This is a genomic window from Glycomyces sp. NRRL B-16210, assembly GCF_000719515.1.
In the GTDB taxonomy this organism is placed as follows: domain Bacteria; phylum Actinomycetota; class Actinomycetes; order Mycobacteriales; family Micromonosporaceae; genus Glycomyces.
Genome location: NZ_JOGR01000009.1, coordinates 19706 through 40806 on the forward strand (window position 1 = coordinate 19706; position 21101 = coordinate 40806).

Annotated in this window: 20 protein-coding genes; 16 read left to right on the plus strand and 4 right to left on the minus strand. The window is 71.8% G+C overall.

The window, feature by feature from the left end; all coding sequences use genetic code 11:
- Positions 1-27: 27 nt before the first annotated feature.
- The 4 genes from IF12_RS23065 to IF12_RS0113425 all read right to left on the minus strand — a co-directional run bounded on the left by IF12_RS23065 (position 28) and on the right by IF12_RS0113425 (position 4735).
- Positions 28-999, minus strand: a complete 972-nt coding sequence (locus tag IF12_RS23065; RefSeq protein ID WP_133884355.1) for a hypothetical protein — start codon at positions 997-999, stop codon at positions 28-30.
- Positions 1000-1105: 106 nt separating this feature from the next.
- On the minus strand, positions 1106-2068 hold the full coding sequence (locus IF12_RS0113415; protein ID WP_030159033.1) for a quinone oxidoreductase: 963 nt from the start codon (positions 2066-2068) through the stop codon (positions 1106-1108).
- Between the two features lie 50 nt (positions 2069-2118).
- The gene (locus tag IF12_RS0113420; protein ID WP_051704363.1) at positions 2119-3870 is read right to left on the minus strand and encodes a BCCT family transporter; all 1752 of its coding nucleotides are present in this window, start codon (positions 3868-3870) and stop codon (positions 2119-2121) included.
- Positions 3871-4063: 193 nt separating this feature from the next.
- Positions 4064-4735 (minus strand): dihydrofolate reductase family protein, encoded by a 672-nt coding sequence (locus IF12_RS0113425; RefSeq protein WP_030159036.1) that lies wholly within the window; start codon positions 4733-4735, stop codon positions 4064-4066.
- A 79-nt stretch (positions 4736-4814) separates the two neighbouring features.
- Between IF12_RS0113425 and hisI the strand changes: the two genes are divergently transcribed.
- The 16 genes from hisI (at position 4815) to dinB (ending at position 21019) form a co-directional block, all read left to right on the plus strand.
- Entirely contained in the window at positions 4815-5159 is a 345-nt protein-coding gene (gene hisI, locus IF12_RS0113430) for a phosphoribosyl-AMP cyclohydrolase (protein ID WP_035749071.1), read from the plus strand.
- The gene (locus tag IF12_RS0113435) at positions 5156-5734 is read left to right on the plus strand and encodes a Trp biosynthesis-associated membrane protein (protein WP_051704364.1); all 579 of its coding nucleotides are present in this window, start codon (positions 5156-5158) and stop codon (positions 5732-5734) included. Before hisI ends, IF12_RS0113435 begins: the two co-directional genes overlap by 4 nt.
- 6 nt (positions 5735-5740) lie before the next feature.
- Positions 5741-6541 carry an indole-3-glycerol phosphate synthase TrpC gene (trpC, locus tag IF12_RS0113440; RefSeq protein ID WP_030159045.1) on the plus strand — a complete coding sequence of 267 codons (801 nt, stop codon included), beginning with the start codon at positions 5741-5743 and terminating at the stop codon, positions 6539-6541.
- Positions 6542-6641: 100 nt separating this feature from the next.
- Positions 6642-7856, plus strand: coding sequence for a tryptophan synthase subunit beta (trpB, locus tag IF12_RS0113445; protein WP_051704365.1), 1215 nt, complete (start codon positions 6642-6644; stop codon positions 7854-7856).
- Positions 7853-8641: a tryptophan synthase subunit alpha gene (gene trpA / locus IF12_RS0113450; RefSeq protein WP_030159051.1), complete on the plus strand. Its 789-nt coding sequence runs from the start codon at positions 7853-7855 to the stop codon at positions 8639-8641. The genes trpB and trpA overlap by 4 nt, the downstream gene beginning before the upstream one ends.
- Positions 8642-8749: 108 nt before the next feature.
- Complete coding sequence (lgt, locus tag IF12_RS0113455; protein ID WP_051704366.1) at positions 8750-9862, plus strand: prolipoprotein diacylglyceryl transferase; 1113 nt, start codon at positions 8750-8752, stop codon at positions 9860-9862.
- Positions 9863-9892: 30 nt separating this feature from the next.
- A complete protein-coding gene (locus IF12_RS0113460; RefSeq protein ID WP_133884354.1) occupies positions 9893-11047 on the plus strand; it encodes an NAD(P)/FAD-dependent oxidoreductase in 1155 nt (384 codons plus the stop codon).
- 586 nt (positions 11048-11633) lie between these two features.
- Entirely contained in the window at positions 11634-12134 is a 501-nt protein-coding gene (locus IF12_RS0113465; RefSeq protein ID WP_030159058.1) for a GNAT family N-acetyltransferase, read from the plus strand.
- A gap of 13 nt (positions 12135-12147) precedes the next feature.
- Complete coding sequence (locus tag IF12_RS0113470; protein WP_030159061.1) at positions 12148-13155, plus strand: hypothetical protein; 1008 nt, start codon at positions 12148-12150, stop codon at positions 13153-13155.
- Between the two features lie 38 nt (positions 13156-13193).
- The gene (locus tag IF12_RS0113475; RefSeq protein WP_030159063.1) at positions 13194-14171 is read left to right on the plus strand and encodes an NAD-dependent epimerase/dehydratase family protein; all 978 of its coding nucleotides are present in this window, start codon (positions 13194-13196) and stop codon (positions 14169-14171) included.
- A gap of 19 nt (positions 14172-14190) precedes the next feature.
- Positions 14191-14955 carry a WecB/TagA/CpsF family glycosyltransferase gene (locus tag IF12_RS0113480; RefSeq protein WP_030159065.1) on the plus strand — a complete coding sequence of 255 codons (765 nt, stop codon included), beginning with the start codon at positions 14191-14193 and terminating at the stop codon, positions 14953-14955.
- 212 nt (positions 14956-15167) lie between these two features.
- A complete protein-coding gene (locus tag IF12_RS0113485; protein ID WP_051704368.1) occupies positions 15168-15938 on the plus strand; it encodes a bifunctional 2-polyprenyl-6-hydroxyphenol methylase/3-demethylubiquinol 3-O-methyltransferase UbiG in 771 nt (256 codons plus the stop codon).
- A gap of 183 nt (positions 15939-16121) precedes the next feature.
- Entirely contained in the window at positions 16122-17267 is a 1146-nt protein-coding gene (locus IF12_RS24180) for a sensor histidine kinase (RefSeq protein WP_051704369.1), read from the plus strand.
- A 48-nt stretch (positions 17268-17315) separates the two neighbouring features.
- Positions 17316-17978, plus strand: coding sequence for a response regulator transcription factor (locus tag IF12_RS0113495; protein WP_030159071.1), 663 nt, complete (start codon positions 17316-17318; stop codon positions 17976-17978).
- 88 nt (positions 17979-18066) lie between these two features.
- The gene (locus IF12_RS0113500) at positions 18067-19230 is read left to right on the plus strand and encodes an alkaline phosphatase family protein (RefSeq protein ID WP_051704370.1); all 1164 of its coding nucleotides are present in this window, start codon (positions 18067-18069) and stop codon (positions 19228-19230) included.
- A gap of 538 nt (positions 19231-19768) precedes the next feature.
- Complete coding sequence (gene dinB, locus IF12_RS0113505) at positions 19769-21019, plus strand: DNA polymerase IV (RefSeq protein WP_030159075.1); 1251 nt, start codon at positions 19769-19771, stop codon at positions 21017-21019.
- The last annotated feature ends 82 nt before the right edge of the window (positions 21020-21101 follow it).

Consider the following 21101-nt stretch of genomic DNA (forward strand, 5'->3'; position numbering starts at 1 on the left):
GTCGCGGTACGCCGCGACCCCGACCCGTCAGTTCGTTTCTGTGCGTGCGCGTCGGGCGGCCAGCAGGAGCGCTCCGGCTCCCAGTGCGGCGAGGCCCGCGGCCGCGGTGGCGAGCAGCGGCGCCCCGGTGCTCGGCAGGGTCGGTCGGCCGCCGTCCGCCGCGGGCTTGGCCGAGCCGCCGGGCTCGGTCGCGCTCGGCTCGGCGCCCGGTTCGCCGGTCGGTGCCGCTGTCGGTGGCGTTGTGGGCGCTTCGGTGCCCGGCTCGTCGGTCGGCTCCTCGGGGTCCGGCAGCGCGAGTTTCGCGAACCAGGTCTGGTAGGTGGGGGCTCCGCTCAGCGGCGTGAACGTGAAGGTGAGCGTCGTCAGCGGCACCGTGGGCTGGAACCAGCCGACGCCTCCGGTCCGGTCGGCCCCGTCGCCGGCGAGCGTGCCCGTGGCAGGGTCCCACGTGGGCTGGTGGAAATCGGTCACCCCCGTGCAGGTGTTCGGTCGCGGCGTCGTCTCGCAGAAGTTGAACGTGTCCTGGAAGCCGAGCGCGCCGACCGGCACGGGCTCGCCGTCGGCGCCGGTGGCCGAGACGGTGACCGTGTCGGCGTCGATGTCGCCCAGCGCGAAGCCCCATCCGCTCGCCGGGGTCGGGGCCGCGAAGGTGTACGTCGTGGTCGAGGGGATCGGCGGCGTGTTGGTGTTCGGCCGCAGCGACGGATAGGGCTGGTTCCGGCTGGAGCCGTAGACCTCGCCGAACGGCGTGTTCTCGCCGAGCCAGGTGTTCATGCCGGTGCGCAGCAGCGAGTCGGAGCGGGCGTCGCTGGTGAACTCGGCGGCCGGGAAGTTCCCCGGCAGCGTCATCGTTCCCGTGTAGGCGCGGCTGCCGCCTTCCAGAGTCCATGCGGCGTAACCGGGTTCGTCGTCCTGGGCGAGGGCGGGCGCAGCGGCGAGCAGCAGCGCGGCGCCGATCGCACCGACGAGTGTCACGCGCCGGCCGGTCGGGAGATGCACGATCGGTGGTCCTTCCATTGAGGAGCGGATGCCACCGGATCATAGGGTCGTATTCCGCGAAGGCCGCCTATTTCGCGCGCGTCGTCTCGGACCGTTCGTTCACACCTCAGGGAATGAGCAGGAGCTTCGCGGCGGTCTTGCGCGACTCCAGGGCCTGGTGGGCCTCGGCGGCCTCCTCCAGGTGGAAGGTCTCGCCCACGCGGACCAGGAGGTTGTCGTCCTCGATCATCTGGAACACCTCTTCGGTGCGGCGCACGTACTCCTCGCGGGTCGCGGTGAAGTCGGCCAGGGTCGGGCGGGTCAGGATCAGCGAGCCGCCCCGGTGGAGCACCTGCGGGTCCACCGGCGGCACCGGTCCACTGGACTGCCCGAACAGGGCCATGACGCCGCGCGGGCGCAGCGCGGCGACGCTCTCGTCGAACGTGGTCTTGCCGACGCCGTCGAACACGGCCGCGACGCCCTCGCGGTCGGTGATCTCCCGGGCCTTCGCGGCGAAGCCGTCGTAGCGCAGCACGTGGTCGGTGCCGTTCTGGCGAGCCAGCTCCGCCTTCGCGTCGGTCGAGACGGTCCCGATGACCTTCCCGCCGCGGTACTTGACCATCTGGGTGAGCAGGAGCCCTACGCCGCCGGCGGCGGCGTGCACGATCACCGTGTCGCCCTCCTGGACCGGGTAGACGGTGTTGCACAGGTAGTGCGCGGTGAGCCCCTGGAGCATGACCGCCGCGGCGGTCTCGACCGCCACCTTCTCGGGGACGGCCACGAACTCGGCCGCGTCGCCCACCACCACGTCCGCATAGGAGCCCGGCACGCTCTTCCACGCGACCTCGTCGCCGACCTCGAAATCGGTCACGCCCTCGCCGACGGCCGCGACGTAGCCGCCGCCCTCCAGGCCCGGCGTGAACGGCAGCGGCAGCCCGTAGGCGCCCGAGCGGTGGTAGACGTCGATGTAGTTCACGCCCGCCGCCGCGACCCTGACGGCGATCTGGCCCGGGCGCGGGCCCGGGTCCTCGCCCTCCAGCAGCCGCATCACGCCCGGCCCGCCGGTCGCAGAGACCACGATCGCCTTCATGAGGATTCCTTCCGCCGCAGGTTCACTGCATAACCTAGCGGCCCGTGTCCCTATTCCTCCCCGCCGGTCCGGCGTCCGTTCCTGACCCCGAACCGCATCCGGGCCCGGCCCCACGGGTTGCGGTGCCCGCTGCGCGTCTCGACCTCCTCGCCGACGAGCTTGCGGACGGCCTCCCGGAACCCCTTCTGCCGCAGGTGGGCCCGCAGCGGGTTCGCCGCCGGGTCCTTCGACAGCTCCTTCATCAGCGCCACGCACAGCGCGAGCATGACCACCACGAACGGCAGCGCCACGATGATCGTCGCGTTCTTGAGCCCTTCGAGGCCGCCCGAGACCAGCAGCACCGCCGCGACCGCGCCGATCGTGGCGCCCCAGAACACCACGAGCGGCTTCTTCGGCGCCAGCGAACCGCGGCTCGACAGCGACCCGAGCACCAGCGAGGCCGAGTCGGCGCCGGTGACGAAGTAGATCGCCACCAAGACCATCGACAGGCCCGCGAGCAGGCTGTACAGCGGCAGCGAGTCGAGCATCGCGAACAGCGCGTACTCCTCGCCCTTGGCCAGCTCCGCGCCGTAGTCGGCCCCCTGCGACTGCTTCCACAGCGCCGTCCCGCCCAGGATCGCGAACCACAGCGTCGAGGCCGCCGAGGGCACCAGCAGCACCCCGACGACGAACTGGCGGATCGTCCGCCCCCGAGAGATGCGGGCGATGAAGGTGCCCACGAACGGCGCCCACGACAGCCACCACGCCCAGTAGAAGATCGTCCACTTCGCCATCCACTCCTCGCCGCCGAACGCGCCGGTCACGCTCGACAGGCTCGTCAGCTCCGCGAGGTACCCGCCGACCGCGTTCGGCCACGCGTCGAGGATGAACAGCGTCGGCCCCGCGATGAACACGAACAGGACCAGGAACAGCGCCAGGACCACGTTCGTCGTCGACAGCCACTTGACGCCCCGGTGCACCCCCGAGAACGCCGAGGCCACGAACGCCGCCGTCAAGGCGACGATGACGATGATCTCCAACTGCTGCGAGCTCTGCACGTCCGCGACGATCTCCAGCCCCACCGCGACCTGGAGCGCCCCCAGCCCCAGGCTCGCGGCCGTCCCGAACACCGTCGCGAACACCGCGAGCAGGTCGATGAGCCGGCCCACCGCCGGACCCCACCGCCGCCGGCCCGTCAGCGGCGCGAACGCGTCGCTCAGGTTGTTCCCGCGCTGCTTGCGGAACGTCGAATAGCCCAGCGCGAGACCGGCCACCGCGTAGATCGCCCACGGATGCAGTCCCCAGTGGAAGAACGAGTAGACCAGCGAGCCCTCCCGGAGCTGGTCCGCGTAGAACGGCGAGGCCGGGTCCAACTGGAGCGGCGGCGGCGCGTCCAGGTAGTGCGACAGCGGCTCGGCCACGCCGTAGAACATCAGGCCGATGCCCATCCCCGCGGCGAACATCATCGAGATCCACGGCAGCGTCCCGAACTCCGGCTCCTCGTCGGAGGACGCCGCCAACCGGATGTTGCCGTACCGGCTGACGGCGATGTAGATCGCCAGCACCACGAAGATGTTCCCCGCGATGATGAACAGCCACCCGAAGTTCCCGATCACCCAGTCCAGGGCCGCGGTCGAACCGCTCTCGAACCGGTCGGGGAACACCGCGCCGAAGACGATGACCGCCACGATCACGATCGCGCTGACCCAGAACACCGGCTTGTCCACCGGCAGCGTCGCCTGGCGCTCCTCGCTCTCGACCGGCGGCAGCGGCGACTGCGGCAGCGCGTCCTCGGGTTCAGCGGGGGTCTCGGTCGTTGCCATCGGGCGGGCTCCGTTCATCGGCACAGGCGCTGAACCCACCATAAGTGACGAACCCGCCGCCTCCCGCCGCTTTCACGCAGCATGGTCCCGAAGGGGCGCAGTTGTTCAGCGACCGAATCGCTCAAGGCGCGCCGTTCCGCGAAAGCCCGGTCGTCCAAAGTGCGCGTTCGGGCCGCGCGTGGACGGCCGCGGCTCAGTCCCGCCGGTACGTCAGCAGCGCGATCTCGCCGATCGCCCGCGCCTCCACCAGCCGCAGCGGCCGATCCGGCGACTGCGGGAACCCCGCCGCGTACACGAACCGCGCCCCGCCCCGCTCCCCGAGCAGGAACGGCGCCACCGCCAGATGCGCCTCGTCCACCAGATCCGCAGAGAAGAACGCCGTGTGCACCACCCCGCCGCCCTCCACCAGCAGCCGCTCCACCCCCCGGCCCGCCAGGTCCGCCAGCGCCGCCTCCAGATCCACCTCGCGCTCGGCGGTCGCCACCACCTCGGCCGCCTCCGGCCCCAGCCGGCACTCCCGCAGCCCCGCCGCCGAGGTGTAGACCACCGGCCGGTCCTCACCGGTACGGAACAGCCGCGCCCGCGGGTCCAGGTCCCCCGAAGGGGAGAACACGACCCGCAGCGGCGAGGGCGCCCTCCCCGCGGCCGCCCGCGCCTCGCGCCGCTCCCGCGAGCGCACCAGCAGCCGCGGGTCGTCCGCCCGCACCGTCCCGGCCCCGACCGCGATCGCGTCCACGCCCGCGCGCACCGCGTCCACCCGGTCGAAATCGGCCGCGTTCGACAACACGAGCCGTTCGGGCGCGTCGTCGTCGAGGAAGCCGTCGAGACTCATCGCGGCCGAAACGATCACATAAGGGCGCTCCATGCCCCCGAGAATCCCACGATTCACTCCGACCCGGGCCCGGGTGGAGGCCGCCGATGCGGTGCGATCACAATCGGTAGACGTGGAAGGCCGACAGACCAGCGACGACGTCCTCGCGAACCTCGCGTTTAACGACGAGGGGCTCGTCCCCGCCATCGCCCAGCAGCACGACACCGGCGAAGTCCTCATGCTCGCGTGGATGGACGCCGAGGCGCTGCGGCGCACCATCGCCACCCGCAAGGCCACGTACTGGTCGCGCAGCCGCTCCGCCTACTGGGTCAAGGGCGAGACCTCCGGCCACCACCAGGCGGTCGTCTCGGTCGCGGTCGACTGCGACGGCGACACCGTCCTGCTCCAGGTCGAGCAGACCGGCCCCGCGTGCCACACCGGCACCCGGACCTGCTTCACCGGAAGGCAGATCGCATGAGCGACAAGGCCGAACCACCCGAGACCGAACCGGCCCCCGACCGGCGCGCGGCCGAACGCACCCGCGTCCTCCTCGCCGGCGTCCTCGCCGCCGCACTGGCCGCGCTCGCGGCCTCCCGCGAATGGACCTCCACGACCACGACCGGTCACGCCGGGATCACCGCCACCACCGGCCAGTCCGGGACCGACCTCGCCGCCTGGGCCCTGCCGTGCGCCCTCGCCGGCGGCGCGGCCTTCCTCGCGATGCTCGCCACCGGCAACCGCGCCCGCCGGATCCTCGGCGTCGTCGCCGCCCTCGCCGGACTCGCCGCGGCCCTCGCCGGGGTCCTCCACCTGGGCTCGGGCGCCTGGCCGGTCACGCTCGCCGCCGCCGGGCTCGCCCTCGCCGCCGCCGGAGCGGCGACCACCGCGCGCGCCGGGCGCTGGCCGTCCTCGGCCGACCGCTACGACGGAGGCCCCGCAGGCGGCGACGCCATAGCAGAGGACCCGGTGTCGCTGTGGAACGCCCTCGACTCGGGCCGTGACCCCTCGTCGCCTAATATCACGGCATCGGCGCAGGAGAAGGGACGATCTTAGGTGAACGTGCTGGAACAGATCATCACCGAAGTCCGCGCCGATCTCGAACGGCGCCAGACCGAGATCCCCATCGAGCGGATCCGCGAGGCCGCCGAGGCCGCCCGCCCCGCGTTCGACGGGTACGCCGCGCTCGCCGGCGGCGGAGTGAGCGTCATCGCTGAGGTCAAGCGGGCCTCGCCGTCCAAGGGCGCCCTGGCCGACATCCCGGACCCGGCGGTGCTCGCCGCCGAGTACGCCGCGGGCGGCGCCGCCGTCATCTCGGTCCTCACCGAGGCCAACTACTTCAAAGGCAGCCTGGACGACCTCGACGCCGTGCGCGCCAAGGTCCAGATCCCGGTGCTGCGCAAGGACTTCGTGGTCTCCCCGTACCAGGTCCTGGAGGCCCGCGCCCACGGCGCCGACCTCGTGCTCCTCATCGTCGCCGCGCTCGACCAGGACACCCTCGTGTCCCTCCACGAGCGCATCGAGGGCCTGGGCATGACCGCCCTGGTCGAGGTCCACACCGAGGGCGAGGCCGACCGGGCGCTGCGCGCGGGGGCGAAAGTCATTGGCGTCAACGCGCGCGACCTGACTACCCTCGAGGTGGACCGGTCGGTGTTCGAACGCATCGCCCCGGGCCTGCCCCGCGACGTCGTCAAGGTCGCCGAATCGGGGGTGCGGGGCACCCGCGACCTCATCCGCTACGCCTCCGCCGGAGCCGACGCCGTGCTCGTCGGCGAGGGCGTGGTCAAGCAGAAGAGCCCGCGCGACGCGGTCGCCGAACTGGTCACGGCCGGGTCCCACCCGGCCACGCCCCGGCCGATCTAGCCGTCGGCGCGGAGCGCCCGACCCGCCGGCCGCGACGCGGCCGGAGCACAGCTGAGGCCCGGTCCGCGGACCGGACGAGTCAGAGAAGGGGAGCGACACCGTGCCCAATCCAGATCCCAGCGGCCACTGGGGCGAGTTCGGGGGCCGGTTCGTCCCCGAGGCGCTCATAGCCGCGCTCGACGAGCTCGAGGCGGCCCACACCGCCGCGCTCGCCGACCCGGCGTTCACGACCGAGCTCGAAGCGCTCGGCCGCGAGTACGGCAACCTGCCGTCCCCGCTGTACTTCGCCGAGCGCCTCTCCGAGGAGGCCGGCGTCGAGGTCTGGCTCAAGCGCGAGGACCTCAACCACACCGGCGCGCACAAGATCCGCAACGTCCTCGGCCAGGCGCTGCTGACCAAGCGCATGGGCAAGACCCGGATCATCGCCGAGACCGGCGCGGGCCAGCACGGGGTCGCCTCGGCGACCGCCGCGGCCTACTTCGGGCTCGACTGCACCGTCTACATGGGCGAGGAGGACACCCGCCGCCAGGCGCTCAACGTCGCCCGGATGCGCCTGCTCGGCGCCGAGGTCGTCCCCGTGACCACCGGCTCGCGCACGCTCAAGGACGCGATGAACGAGGCCCTGCGCGAATGGGTCGCCTCGGTCGACCACACGCACTACCTCATCGGCTCGGTCGGCGGGCCGCACCCGTTCCCGATGCTCGTGCGCGACTACTGCCGCGGCATCGGCGACGAGGCCCGCGCCCAGTTCCAGGAGCGCACCGGGGCCCTCCCCGACGTCGTGGCCGCGTGCGTCGGCGGTGGCTCCAACGCGATGGGGATCTTCACCGCGTTCCTCGACGACGAGTCCGTGAAGCTCTACGGCTTCGAGGCCGGCGGCGACGGCTACGACACCGGCCGCCACGCCGCGACCATCACCGCCGGGCAGGTCGGCGTCCTCCACGGCGCCCGCACCTACGTCCTCCAGGACGAGGACGGCCAGACCGTCGAGTCGCACTCGATCTCGGCGGGCCTGGACTACCCGGGCGTCGGCCCCGAGCACGCCCACCTCGCCGCGACCGGCCGCGCCGTCTACGAGGCGGTCGACGACGCCGAGGCCATGGACGCGCTCGAGAAGCTCGCCCGCACCGAGGGCATCATCTGCGCGATCGAGTCGGCGCACGGGCTCGCCGGGGCGCTGCGCCTCGCGAAGTCCCTCGCACCCGGCACCCGCGTCCTGGTCAACCTGTCCGGGCGCGGCGACAAGGACATGGGCAACGTCGTGGAGTACTTCGGCTTCGCGGGCGCCCCCGAGAAGAAAGGGGACCGGGCATGAGGGCCGAAGCGGCGTTCGCCAAGACCCGCGCCGAGGACCGGTCCGCGCTCGTGGGCTACCTCCCGGCCGGGTTCCCGACCCTGGCCGACTCCATCAAGGCCGTCGACATCATGATCGACCACGGAGCCGACCTCATCGAGCTGGGCCTGCCCTACTCCGACCCGGTCATGGACGGCCCGGCCATCCAGAAGGCCGCCGACCGGGCCCTGGCGGCAGGCTTTCGCACCAGGCAGGTCTTCGAGGTGACCGAGGCCGTCGCCGGCCGCGTCCCGATCCTCGTCATGACCTACTGGAACCTCGTGGAGCGCTACGGGGTCGACCGCTTCGCGCGCGACTTCGCCGCCGCCGGCGGGGCCGGGCTCATCACGCCCGACCTCATCCCCGACGAGGCTGGCGAGTGGATCGCCGCCTCCGACGCGCACGACCTCGACCGGATCTTCCTCGTCGCGCCCTCCTCCACCGAGGAGCGGATCGCCTCGACCGTGGCGGCCTGCCGCGGCTTCGTGTACGCCCAGTCGGTCATGGGCGTCACCGGCGCCCGCGCCGCGACCTCCGCGGCCGCGCCGGAGCTGGTGCGGCGCACCCGCGCCCACACCGACCTGCCCGTCGGCGTGGGGCTGGGCGTCAAGAACGGCGACCAGGCCGCCGAGATCGGCGCCTACGGCGACGCGGTCATCGTCGGCTCCGCCATCGTCGGCTGCTACCTGGAGTCCGAAGACATCCCCTCAGGACACCAGCGGCTCGCCGAACTCACCGCCGATCTCGCCGAAGGCGTCCGCCGCTAGCGCGGCGGTCACGAATCAGCTTCCATACCATGCCGTTTCGGCCCCGGTCGGCGCTCGCGCGCAGGCCGGGGCCGCGGCTCGCTCGCACAACCGATAGGTTTAATCGTCGTGGACCTCGCTTATATTCCGAGCCCGTCGGAGTCCGTCTGGCACCTCGGCCCCATCCCGATCCGCGCCTACGCACTCTGCCTCCTGGCGGGCATCGCCGTCGCCTGCTGGATCGCCGAGGCGCGGATGCGCCGGCGCGGCGCCCCCAAGTGGGCCGTGCTCGACCTCGCGGTGTGGGCGGTGCCCTCCGGCATCATCGGCGGCCGCCTCTACCACGTCTTCACCAGTCCCGAAGCCTACTTCGGCGCCGACGGCGACCCCTGGAAGATCATCGCCGTCTGGGAAGGCGGCCTCGGCATCCCCGGCGCGATCCTCCTCGGCGGCGTCGGCGTGTGGATCGGCTGCCGCCAGTTGAAGCTCCCGTTCACGATGGTCGCCGACGCGATCGTCCCGGGCATCCCGGTCGCGCAGGCCATCGGGCGCCTCGGCAACTGGTTCAACCAGGAGCTGTACGGCAAGCCGCTCGACGCGTGGTGGGCCGTCCAGATCAACGCCGACGAAGTGCGCCGGCAGACCCCCGAGTACATCGGGAACACGCTCTTCCACCCCACGTTCCTGTACGAACTGCTGTGGAACCTCGGCGTCGCCCTGGTCGTGTTCCTTGCCGACCGGCGCGTCAAGTTCGGCGCGGGCCGCGCGGTCGCCCTGTACGTGGCCCTGTACGGCCTGGGCCGCTTCTGGATCGAGGGCCTGCGCATCGACCACGCCCAGGACTTCCTCGGGCTGCGCCTCAACCAGTGGACGAGCATCGTCGTGGTCGTCCTCGCCGTGGCCTACCTGCTGGTCGTCCGCGGCACCCGCCAGGTGTTCGTCCTCGAAGGCGGCGAACGCGTCGCCGTCGCCTGGGACTCCAAGCCCGCCGTGGCCGCCGGGTACGTCGACGGCGTCCTCCCCAAGGGCGTCGACCTCGACGAGACCGAAGACGAGGAGCCGGGCGAGGCCTCGGCGGAGGATGCGGAGCCGGACGACCCCGAACCCGACGAGCCCGCCGACGACTCCACTGCCGACGACTCCACCGCGGACGACCCCGCCTCCGATCCCGAAACCGGCGACGCGTCCGGGGAGGACCCCCCGGCCTCGGCCGACGCGGGTCGGACCCGAGACGACGGCTGACCGCCACCGCTTCCCCCCGGGCAGGTGCAGATGCATAACCGTAGAGCCGTAGTCGTCGGAGCCGGCGTCGCCGGACTCGCGAGCGCGATCGTGCTGTCGAAGCTCGGCTGGCGGGTGGCGCTGCTGGAGCGGCGCGAGCGCCTCAGAGGCGACGACCTCGGCATGGTCCTGTGGGCCTCGGGCGTGCGCGCGTTGCGCGCGCTCGGCGTCGACGCGACCCTCGACGCCTCGGGGACCCCGGTGGACCGCTTCGAGATCCGCAATGAGGACCGGCTGTCGAGCTCGTTCTCCGGGGCCGTGGTCGGCGCCGAGGACGGCACGCCGTCGGTGATGGTCCACAACGCGATGCTCTACGAGGCGCTCGTGTCGCGCCTGGGCGACAGCGTCGAGGTCTTCCCTGCCACCCAGGTCGACCGGATCGACCTGGTCGACCTCGCGGCCGGGGACGCCACGCGCCGCTGGGACGCCGACCTCGTCGTCGCCGCCGACGGCATCGACTCGCCGACCCGGCAGCTCATCGTGCCCGGCTCGCCGACCACCGAGGCGGGGGCCGTGGTCTTCCGGGGCATCATCCCGGCCCACCGCGCGCCCGAGCGGTCGGCCGAGGCCGTCGAGATCTACGGGCCCGACCGCCGCCGCTTCGGCTACGGCGACCTCGGGCACGCCGGGGCGTGCTGGTGGGCCACCGTGCCCGGCGGGATGCGCCCGGAGTCCCCGCAGATCCAGCACGAGCTGATCAACCGCTGGTTCGCCGACTGGCCCGCGCCGGTGGGGAAGTACATCGCCGCCACCCGGCCTTCGGAGTTGACGCAGCAGCCGGTGCGGTTCGTGTGGCCGGTCCCGGCGAAGCTGCACCAGCCGGTCGGCAACGGTGGCTTGGTGCTGATGGGCGACGCCGCGCACGGGGTCGCGCCGGTCCTGGCGCAGGGCGCGAGTTTGGCGCTGGAGGACGCGGTGACCTTCGGGTGGGCGCTGCGGCGCAGCCCCGAGTCGGTGCCGGACGCCCTCGCCTCGTATGACCGGGCGCGGTTGCCGCGGATCAAGCGGGTCGCGCGGCTGTCGAGGCGCGTCCACACGATCGCTTCGGGCGGCAGAGGCGTCACCAGGGGCCTGCTAAGGGCAGTGCCCGACTCGTGGGTCCAGAACCAGGCGATCTCCCTGGCCGACTGGCAGCCGCCCCGCTGACCGGCTAGAAGTATAGCGCTCGAAGTCGGTGAGACCTACATCACGCTGACGGGCGACTCCGAGACCCCCGGAAATGTCGGCCCCCGGATGCACCCTTGTGCTCGGGGGCCCAGCGCTCAACGGGGTCGAACCTTCTCGTGCTGCGCGGCGGTAGCCGCGCGCCGCTTCGCGGTCTGCGCTGCGTCGTATGTCCGACCCCCGTGTCACCCTTGTGCTCGGGGGCCCAGCGTTGAGCGGGGTCAAACCTTCTCGTGCTGCTCCGCGGCGGCCACACGCCCGTTCGCGATCCGCGCCGTACCCAATGTCGTACCCTCCTGTCACCCTTGTGTCTGGGGGCCCAGCGCTCAACGGGGTCGAACCTTTTCGTGCTGCGCGGCGGCGGCAGCGCCCCGGTTCGCGGTCCGCGCTGTGCCTGATGTCGGACCCCGGTGTCACCCTTGTGTCTGGGGGCCTGGCGTTCAGCGGCTCCCGACCTTTTCGTGCTGCGCCCAAGTCGCACCTCCGCCGATCCTCTGGCGCCGCGACCGCGTCGCGGCCCTACCTCAACCTTGGCGCCGCCCCCGGCGACGGGATACGCTTTCGGGCCATGCAGATCCGTGACGCCCGCCCCGAGGACTGGCCCGCCGTGTGGGCCTTCGCCCAGCCGATCGTCGCCTCCGGCGAGCACTTCGTGTGGGAGCCCGACACCCCCGAAGACCTCCTGCGCGCCTACTGGATCGAGAAGACCGCCCCCGCCTCGGCCCTCGTAGCCGAGATCGACGGACGCGTCGCCGGGATCGCCGAGATCCATCCCAACCAGCCCGGCCGCGGCTCCCACATCGCCAACGCCGGCTTCATGGTCGACCCCGCCGCCCGCGGCAAGGGCGTCGGCCGCGCCCTCGGCGAGGCCGCCCTCGCCCGCGCCGCCGCCGACGGCTTCACCGCCATGCAGTTCAACGCCGTCGTCGCCACCAACACCGCCGCCGTCGACCTGTGGCACTCCCTCGGCTTCACCACCCTCGCGCTCCTCCCCGGCGCCTTCCGCCACCCCGTCGAAGGCCCGGTCGACCTCCACCTGATGTTCCGCGAACTCGCATCGGCTGTGTAGCATCACTTTCGCCATGAACGAATTGCGCGATTCCATCCTCTCCCTGGGCGTCGCCGACCCGGAGACGGCCGTCGCAGTCCACGCCGCCCTCGGCTCCGACCCCGCCCTCGTGGCGCGGGCCGGCAAGCTGCCGCAGCGCCTCGGCGACATCGACACGTGGGTCAAGGACGCCTTCCTCCGGCCCGACAGCCCTTTCCTGGAAGCCGCCGCGTCGGCCGTCGCCGACGCCCTCGGCGAGGAACCCGACGAGAACGTCGACAAGATCCTCCGCGACCTCACCATCCGGCCCCGCACCGTCTACGACCTCCGCCTCACCACCGCCCTCCCCGAGGCCGAGATCGAGGCGATCCTCCCCGTCCTCGCCGAAGCCGGGCTCGTGCGGGCCGAACTCAACCCCCTCGACCCCGACAATCCCTTCTGGACGTTCGAGAACCGCCTCGCGCGCTTCGCCGGGGCGATGCTCGGCGAGCACCTGCCGCGCTGGCGCCGCGGCTACATCACCGACCGGCTGTGGCGCATGACCCGCGCCCGCTTCGACCGGTACGTGTGCCGCCCGGAGTTCAACCGACTCGCCCGCGAATGGGCGCTGGGCGACCCGGCCGCCGCGGCGTCCACGCGCATCGTCGTCCCCGACCCGCGCTTCCGGCAGATGCGCACCCTCGAACTCGCCGTGTGGGACGCGGACGGCGGCGCCATCGCCCTCGGCACCGTCCGCTGGAAGTTCCGGATGGTCGAGCGCCAGCTCAAGCGCCTGCGCCACGTCAAGCGGCTCCTGGGCGACCCGGACGCGCGCCTGTACTGCGTCGCCCCGCGCTTCGAGTCCGGCTTCGACGCCGACGCCGACCCGAACCTGTTCCTCATCGGCCCGGCCCAACTGCTGCGCCGCGAACCGGAGCACGTCGCGACCGAGCCCGCCGAGCCCGAATCCGGGGCCTCGGAAAACGCGCCCGAATCCTCTCCCGACGGTGACTTACACCCCATTTCCCGGCTGGTGGGCGGCGCGAGCCTGCGGGTAGGCTGAGGCTCTGTTTCCCCGACCCGGAACCAAGAGGAGTGACGATGGCGGCAAGCGTGGACGCGGTAGTGGCGGGAGCCGGTGGGTTCATCGGCGGGCACCTGGTGGCGAGCCTCCTCGCCGAGGGCAAGACCGTTCGCGCCGTCGACGTGAAGCCCCTCGACGAGTGGTACCAGGTCCACGGCGAGACCGAGAACCTCCAGCGGGACCTGGCCGACCTGGCCGCGTGCCGCGAGGCCGTCGGCGACGGCGCCGGCGAGGTCTACAACCTCGCGTGCAACATGGGCGGCATGGGCTTCATCGAGAACAACAAGGCCTTGTGCATGCTCTCGGTCCTGCCCTCCACCCACATGCTCATGGCCGCGAAGGACGCCGAGGTCGGCCGCTTCTTCTACTCCTCCTCCGCCTGCGTCTACGCCGGGTACAAGCAGACCGAGGCGAACATCGCGCCGCTGAAGGAGGAGGACGCCTACCCCGCCGACGCCGAGGACGGCTACGGCTGGGAGAAGCTGTTCTCCGAGCGCATGTGCCGCCACTTCCGCGAGGACTTCGGCCTCCAGACGCGCATCGCCCGCTACCACAACATCTACGGCCCCGAGGGCACCTGGGACGGCGGCCGCGAGAAGGCCCCCGCCGCGACCTGCCGCAAGATCGCCGTCGCGGCCCTCACCGGCCAGAAGGAAGTCGAGATCTGGGGCGACGGCGAGCAGACCCGCTCGTTCACCTACATCGACGACTGCGTCCACGGCACCAAGATGTTCACCCGCGGCGACGTCACCGAGCCGCTCAACCTCGGCTCCTCCGAGCTGACGACCATCAACAACCTGTACTACCTGGTCGCCGACATCGCCGGGATCGACATCGAGCTCAAGCACATCGACGGCCCCCTGGGCGTGCGCGGACGCAACTCCGACAACACGCTCATCCAGAAGTACTACGGCTGGGAGCCGTCCATCAGCCTCCGCGAGGGCATGGCGAAGACCTACGAATGGGTCTACGACCAGGTCAAGGCCACGCTCTAGCGGGCGCGGGCAACCTGTGATGGCCGACTCGAAGCTCCGCCGCGTCGACGTCCTCGGCGTCGGCGTCTCCACCGTCAACCAGGAGATGGCCCTCGACGAGGTCACCCGCTGGGTCGACGAGTCCGAACGCCACTACGTGTGCGTCACCGGGGTGCACGGCGTCATGGAGTCGCAGCGCGACCCCGAGCTGCTGGCGATCCACAACGCCTCGGGGCTCACCACGCCCGACGGGATGCCGATGGTGTGGGCCGGGCACAAGGCCGGGGCCGAGTGGATGGACCGGGTCTACGGGCCCGACCTCATGCTCAACGTGCTCGGACGCGCGGCCGAACGCGGCTGGTCCTCGTTCCTGTACGGCGGCAAGGACGGCGTGCCCGAACTGCTCGCCGAGAAGCTCACCGCGCGCATCCCGGGCCTGAAGATCGCCGACACCTACTCGCCGCCGTTCCGGCCCCTCACCGAGGAGGAGGACGCCGCGATCGTCAAGCGCATCAACGACTCCGGTGCGCAGCTGGTGTGGGTCGGGCTGTCGACGCCGAAGCAGGAGCGCTGGATGGCCGCGCACCGCGACCGCCTGACCGCACCGGCCCTGTTCGGGGTCGGCGCCGCGTTCGACTTCCACGCGGGGCTCGTCCCGCAGGCCCCGCCGTGGATGCAGCGCAACGGACTCGAGTGGTTCTACCGGCTCACGAAGGAGCCGAAGCGTCTGTGGCGCCGGTACCTGGTCAACAACCCGGCCTACCTCCGCCAGATCCGCACCCGCCCCCCGTTCCTGCGCGACTAGCGTTCAGTGAAGGCCCCTCGACTCGGCTGTCCGAGCCGAGGGGCCCGGCACTGTCGTACCCCCGAGGCAGGGTTGATACCGGGGGCCCATCGATGTCCGATTTGCCGGGACCCTCCGTTCATGTTTCGCCTCGCACTTCCGGTCCGCGAACCCGCCGCCGACCTCTGACTCCCTCCTTACCCGCACGCCGCAGCGGCGCTAGGCTGTGGCGCATGGTCGACATTCCCAAAGAGAGCACCCACGCCGGGCACCACCCGCGCATGGCCGTCGTGTGGTCGGTCCTGTCGGCAGAGATCGAGCGCTTCGCGGCGGGCACCGGAGCGACCCTGCGCATCCTCGACGTCGGCGGCGGCTCCGGCGGGTTCGCCGTCCCTCTCGCCGAACTCGGCCATGACGTGACCGTCGTCGAACCGAGCGCCAACGCCCTCGCCTCCCTCCGGCAGCGCGCCGCCGACGCCCGGGTCACCGACCGGGTCCACGCCGTGCAGGCCGACGCCGACGAACTGCCCGACGTCGCCGAGCGCGGCAGCGCCGACCTGGTGCTGTGCCACTCCGTGCTCGAGATGGTCGAATACCCCGACACCGCCCTCGACGCGCTCGCAGCCGTCTGCGCGCCCGGGGGAGCGGTGAGCATCCTCGTCGCCAACCGGATCGCCGCGGTCTTCGGCAAGGCCCTGTCGGGCCAGTTCACGACCGCTCTCGACCTGCTCGTCCACGTCGACGGCGTGGTCGAGGGGCGCGACACCATCAAGCGCCGGTTCGAGACCGCCACCTTGACCGCCCTCGTCGGCGGCTCCGGGCTCGTCACCGAGCAGGTCCACGGCGTCGGCGTGGTCGGCGACCTCCTCCCGGCCACGACCCCGCAATCCGAGGCCGGCACCGGCGAGGCCCTCCGCGAGTTCGAGCTCGCATGCGCCTCGCGGGTCCCGTTCCGCGACATGGCCACCAGCATCCACCTGCTCGCCCGCAAGCCCATGCGCTGATCGCACCGTCGCGCGTACTGCGTACTGCGTACTGCGTATAATGTACAATGCACGGCGATGTTCTTTATCGCTCGTGCTGTGCGCCGTGCTGCGAACGCCGCGCGCCCTCTACGCGCTGGAACGTAGACCCGGTTACGTTCCGCTGCCGAGGCCGACGCGCCAGCCGGACCGTAGCCTGGAGCCGTGAACGCGCCACCAGCCGCCCGGAACAGCAGGATCCCGGCACCCGCCTTCGACATCGGCCTCGCCGTCCTGCTCGGCTTGCTCACCAGCTTCACCACCATCGGCGCCGACGAGAACCACGACCCGGGCCGGCTCGCCTTCGCCCTCATCTGGCTCACCGCCGCGTTCCTCGCCGTCCGGCGACTGTCGCCCGAAGTCGCGCTCGCCGGCTCGATGTCCGCGCTCTATCTCTACCTCTACCTCGGACTGCCCGAAGGCCCGATCTTCCTGCTCCCGGCCGTCGCCGTCTTCTTCTACGTCTTCGCCCGGCCGCTCAAGACGAGCCTCATCGTCCTCGCCGCCGTCTTCGCCGTCCACGTCGCCTTCCAGACCTACGTCTTCGGCGACTCCTCGGACCTGCTGGTCAACACCAGCATCACCCTCGTCTGGCTCGGCATCGCCGCGGCGGGCGGCCGGATCGTCCGCGAGGCCCGCCGCGCACGCGCCCGCGAACGCGAGGCCGAACGCGAGCGCTACCGCGCCGACGAACGCGTCCAGATGGCCCGCGAGATCCACGACGTCGTCGGCCACAGCCTCGCGGTCGTCAGCATGAACGCCGGTGTGGCCCTGCACGTCCTCGACAAGCATCCCGGCACGCCGCCCGAGGTCGTCGAGAACCTCCAGGCCATCCGCGACGCCTCCAACCGCGCCCTGCGCGACCTCCGCGCCACCCTCGCGCCGCTGCGCAAAGGCGAGCAGCCCGAGTTGCGACCGACCGGCGCCATCGCCGATATACCCTCTCTTGTGGATGGTGTGCGCTCGGGCGGCCTCGACGTCGCGTACACCGTCACCGGCGACCCCGAAACCGTGCCCGCCAATATCGCCGCCACCGCTTACCGGGTCGTCCAGGAGTCGCTGACCAACGTCATCCGGCACGCCGAGGCCACCCGCGCCGAAGTCCGCATCGACTGCGACCCGCCGAACCTGCGCGTCCGCGTCGAAGACGACGGACGCGGCGGCCCGGTCGACCTCGACCGGGCCGGCCAGGGCATCACCGGGATGATGGAACGCGTGCAAGCCGGAGGCGGCACCTTCAGCGCCGCGCCCCGGCCAGGCGGAGGATTCACCGTCGAAGCCGCACTGCCCTACGGCCGCGACGCGGACTGACCACCGCCTCGCAGCCCGGGAGCGACACCGAGAAAAGGGACACCGCGCATGATCGACCTCGTGATCGCCGACGACCAGAGCCTCATCAGGATGGCGCTGCGCAACCTCTTCAAGAACGAGGACGACATCCGCATCGCCGCCGAAGCCGAGGACGGCGACCAGGCCTGGGAGTTCATCCAGCGGCTCAGGCCCGACGTGGCGCTGCTCGACGTGCGCATGCCCGGGATCGACGGCCTCGAAGTGCTGCGGCGCATCAGCCGCGACCGGAACCTCGCCGCCACACGCGTCGTCATGATCACCACCTTCGAGATCGACGACTACATCTTCGACGCCCTCTCTAGCGGCGCGGCCGGCTTCGTCATGAAGGACGCCCCGCCCGAAGACCTCCTGCGGGCCGTGCGCCTCGCCGCCGCCGGAGACTCGCTGCTCAGCCCCGACGTCACCCGCAAGGTCATCCACGCCTACGCCGAACGCGGCACCGGCGGCGCCAGACCGCACCCCAACCTTGCCGACCTCACCGACCGCGAACTCGAGATCCTGCGATGGGTCGCCACCGGCCTGGCGAACGACGAGATCGGCGAGCGGCTGTTCATCAGCCCCGCCACCGTCCGCACCCACGTCGGCAAGCTCCTGTCCAAACTCGCCGCGCGCGACCGGGCCGGACTCGTCGCCATCGCCTACCGCTCCGGACTCGACGTCCCCGAAGTCTGAACCGCGCCGCCGGAGGAGGAGCGAACGGAAACGCCCGGCGCGGCACCCGATGTGGCCGAACCGATACCGAACCGGCTAGCCTCGGGCCATGCCTTCGAGCCCGCACCTGGCACCAGTCCAGCCCGCATACGGCACCGGCACCCTCGCCGACATCATGCCGACCGCGCTCGCGGCACTCGGAGTCCCCGGCCCGAGCGGCACGCTCCTGCGCGGCACCGAACTCGACGGCGTCCGCCGCGTCGCCGTGCTCCTCCTCGACGGCTTCGGCTACCACCTGCTCGGCCAGGCCGCCCAGGCCAGCGCGACCGTCGGCGCGATCCACCACGGCGAACTCGGCACCCTCACCCCGATCACCGCGACCGTTCCCTCCTCGACGCCGATCAGCCTGGCCTCCTTGGCATGCGGGATGCCGCCGGGCGTCCACGGGATCATCGGCTTCACCGTCCGCGTCCCCGACTCCGGCGACCTGGTCACCCACATCCGCTGGGACGGCGCTCCCGACCCCGAGACCTGGCAGCCGCAGCCGACCTGCTTCGAACGCGCCACCGCCGACGGGGTGGTCTGCACCGTCGTCTCCAACGGCGTCTTCCGCGACACGGGCCTGACCCGCGCGATCTACCGCGGCGCCGACTGGCTCCCCGCCGTCGCCCCGCACGAGGTCGCCGAGGGCACGGTGGCGGCGCTGGCGCGCGGCGACCGGAGCCTGGTGTACGCGTACTTGAACGAGGTGGACACGGCCGGGCACTTCCACGGCATCGGCTCGCCGGAGTGGCTCGAATCGGTCGCGAAGGTCAGCGAGGCGATCGACGGGATCCTTTCGGGCCTGCCGCGGGACGCGGCACTGTTCGTGACCGCCGACCACGGCATGGTGAACGTGACCGACCGACTGCACGTCGACGAGCGGCCCGACCTGCTGCACGGGGTCGAGTCGATCGGCGGGGACGGGCGGATGCGGTACCTGTACACGGCGCCGGGGGCGACCGAGGAGGTGCGGCAGGCGTGGACCGATGCGGTGGGGGACCGGGCCGAGCTGCTCGACCGCGATGAGGCGGTGGACCGTGGCTGGTTCGGGCCGGAGGTCACGGCGCGGAGCCGCGAGCGCATCGGCGATCTGGTGGTGGCGTGCAAGGACACGTTCGCGGTGGTCGGCGTTGAAGGCGAGCCGCCGCATGTGGCGAGGCTCATCGGCCAGCATGGCGGCCTGACGGCGGCCGAGATGGCGATCCCGCTGTGGACCTACCGGATGGGCTGAACGGCGAAGCGAGGGCGGCGGCGTCGAGCGCCGGGGCCGATCCGGCCCCCGCGGTCGGGTGTGTCGGTTCGCAAGTTCCCCCGATTCAAAGATGACCGGTGGGTTTGACATTCGGGGATGTCGGGGCGGGCGCTTCGGCGCCCCCGGGGTCGGGCGTGTCGGTCCGGAGGGTCCCCCGTATCAAAAGTGCCTCGGGGGTACGACAATTCGCGGGCGGACTGCGGGAGTTTCGGGAGGCTAGGGTGCCTCGGCGCCCCTGCGGTCGGGTGTGTCGGTTCGCAGGTTCCCCCGGTTCAAAGATGACCGGTGGGTCTGACATTCGGGGATGTCGGGGCGGGCGGTTCGGCGCCCCCGGGGTCGGGTGTGTCGGTGCGGCGGGTCCCCCGTATCAAAAGTGCCTCGGGGGTGTGACAATTCGTTGGCGTTGGCGTTGGCGTTGGCGTTGGCGTTGGCGTTGGCGTTGGCGTTGGCGTTGGCGTTGGCGTTGGTTCGGGCTCGGTTCTGTTCGCTGCTTCTTGTCGTACCCCCTGGCTACGATCTGTGTGTGACCCGCGATCTCCATCGGTATATCGGCCCCGATCTTTCCGATGACGGAACCCATATCCTCCATGCCGACATGGACGCCTTCTTCGCGTCCGTCGAGATCGCCCGCGACCCCTCCCTGCGCGGCAAGCCCGTGATCGTCGCCGGGCTCGGGCCCCGCGGCGTGGTCTCCGCCGCCTCCTACGAGGCCCGCGAGTTCGGCGTCCACTCGGCCCTGCCGACCGCCATCGCGCGCCGCCGCTGCCCCCAAGGCGTCTTCATCAAGCCCACCACCTCCTACGGCGAGGTCTCGCGCGCGGTCATGGCGATCTTCCGCGAGTTCACCCCGCACGTCCAGCCCATCTCGGTCGACGAGGCCTTCCTCGACGTCTCCGGCGCCCGCCGCCTCATCGGCACCCCCACCGAGATCGCCCGCGCCATCCGCGCCCGCGTCCGCGCCGACCACGGCATCACCTGCACCGTGGGCATCGCCTCCACCAAGTTCCTCGCCAAGCTCGCCTCCGAGGCCTCCAAGCCCGACGGCCTCGGCGTCGTCCCCGTCGCCACTGAGCTCGAGTTCCTGCACCGCCTCCCCATCCGCGCCGTCTGGGGCATCGGCGAGAAGACCGCCGAGAAGCTCACCCGCCTCGGCATGCGCGACGTCGGCGACCTCGCCCGCCTCGACGTCGACAGCCTCGCCGCCTCGGTCGGCACCGCCAGCGCCGAGCACCTCTACGCGCTCGCCCGCAACATCGACCCCAGGCCGGTCCGGCCCGAGCGGGTCGAGAAGTCCATCAGCAACGAGACCACCTTCGGCCACGACGCTCCCGACGCGGCCGTGTGGGGCCCGGTGCTGCTCGAGCTCTCCCGCAAGGTCGCCTCCCGGGCCCGCGCCGCCGGCTGGGCCGGGCGCGGGGTCACGGTGAAGATCCGCTTCGGCGACTTCCGCACCATCACGCGCTCGCGGACGCTCGTGGCCCCCACCGACGTCGGCCATGAGATCTACGAGGCCGCACGGGAACTCGCCGATGCGGCCGCGACCGCGCCGGTGCGCCTCATCGGCGTCAAGCTCGACCATCTGGTGGAGGCGGCCGCCGTCGGCCGTCAGGTCGCCCTCGGTGAACCTGAACACGGTTGGCGCGACATCGAGACGGTCATGGACGTGGCGAGCGCGAAGTTCGGGAAGGGCGCGGTCCGCTCGGCCGGGCGCCTCGCCCGCCGGGACTCGCGTGTAGACACCCCCGAATCGGGGAACCCCGGTCGTTGAGCGAGTGCCGATCCGAGTTTTCCCGCATGGGACACACGAGGGCCAGAACGGACTGATTCAAGGACGAACTGCCTTCCGCCTC

What these genes read in the sequence shown, in the direction of transcription:
- IF12_RS0113415 (WP_030159033.1), bottom strand. Translation starts at nt 2,068, where the DNA reads ATGAAGGCGATCGTGGTCTCTGCGACCGGCGGGCCGGGCGTGATGCGG.
- IF12_RS0113420 (WP_051704363.1), bottom strand. Translation starts at nt 3,870, where the DNA reads ATGGCAACGACCGAGACCCCCGCTGAACCCGAGGACGCGCTGCCGCAG.
- IF12_RS0113425 (WP_030159036.1), bottom strand. Translation starts at nt 4,735, where the DNA reads ATGGAGCGCCCTTATGTGATCGTTTCGGCCGCGATGAGTCTCGACGGC.
- IF12_RS0113435 (WP_051704364.1), top strand. Translation starts at nt 5,156, where the DNA reads ATGAGCGACAAGGCCGAACCACCCGAGACCGAACCGGCCCCCGACCGG.
- trpA (WP_030159051.1), top strand. Translation starts at nt 7,853, where the DNA reads ATGAGGGCCGAAGCGGCGTTCGCCAAGACCCGCGCCGAGGACCGGTCC.
- IF12_RS0113460 (WP_133884354.1), top strand. Translation starts at nt 9,893, where the DNA reads ATGCATAACCGTAGAGCCGTAGTCGTCGGAGCCGGCGTCGCCGGACTC.
- IF12_RS0113465 (WP_030159058.1), top strand. Translation starts at nt 11,634, where the DNA reads ATGCAGATCCGTGACGCCCGCCCCGAGGACTGGCCCGCCGTGTGGGCC.
- IF12_RS0113470 (WP_030159061.1), top strand. Translation starts at nt 12,148, where the DNA reads ATGAACGAATTGCGCGATTCCATCCTCTCCCTGGGCGTCGCCGACCCG.
- IF12_RS0113475 (WP_030159063.1), top strand. Translation starts at nt 13,194, where the DNA reads ATGGCGGCAAGCGTGGACGCGGTAGTGGCGGGAGCCGGTGGGTTCATC.
- IF12_RS0113480 (WP_030159065.1), top strand. Translation starts at nt 14,191, where the DNA reads ATGGCCGACTCGAAGCTCCGCCGCGTCGACGTCCTCGGCGTCGGCGTC.
- IF12_RS0113485 (WP_051704368.1), top strand. Translation starts at nt 15,168, where the DNA reads ATGGTCGACATTCCCAAAGAGAGCACCCACGCCGGGCACCACCCGCGC.
- IF12_RS0113495 (WP_030159071.1), top strand. Translation starts at nt 17,316, where the DNA reads ATGATCGACCTCGTGATCGCCGACGACCAGAGCCTCATCAGGATGGCG.
- IF12_RS0113500 (WP_051704370.1), top strand. Translation starts at nt 18,067, where the DNA reads ATGCCTTCGAGCCCGCACCTGGCACCAGTCCAGCCCGCATACGGCACC.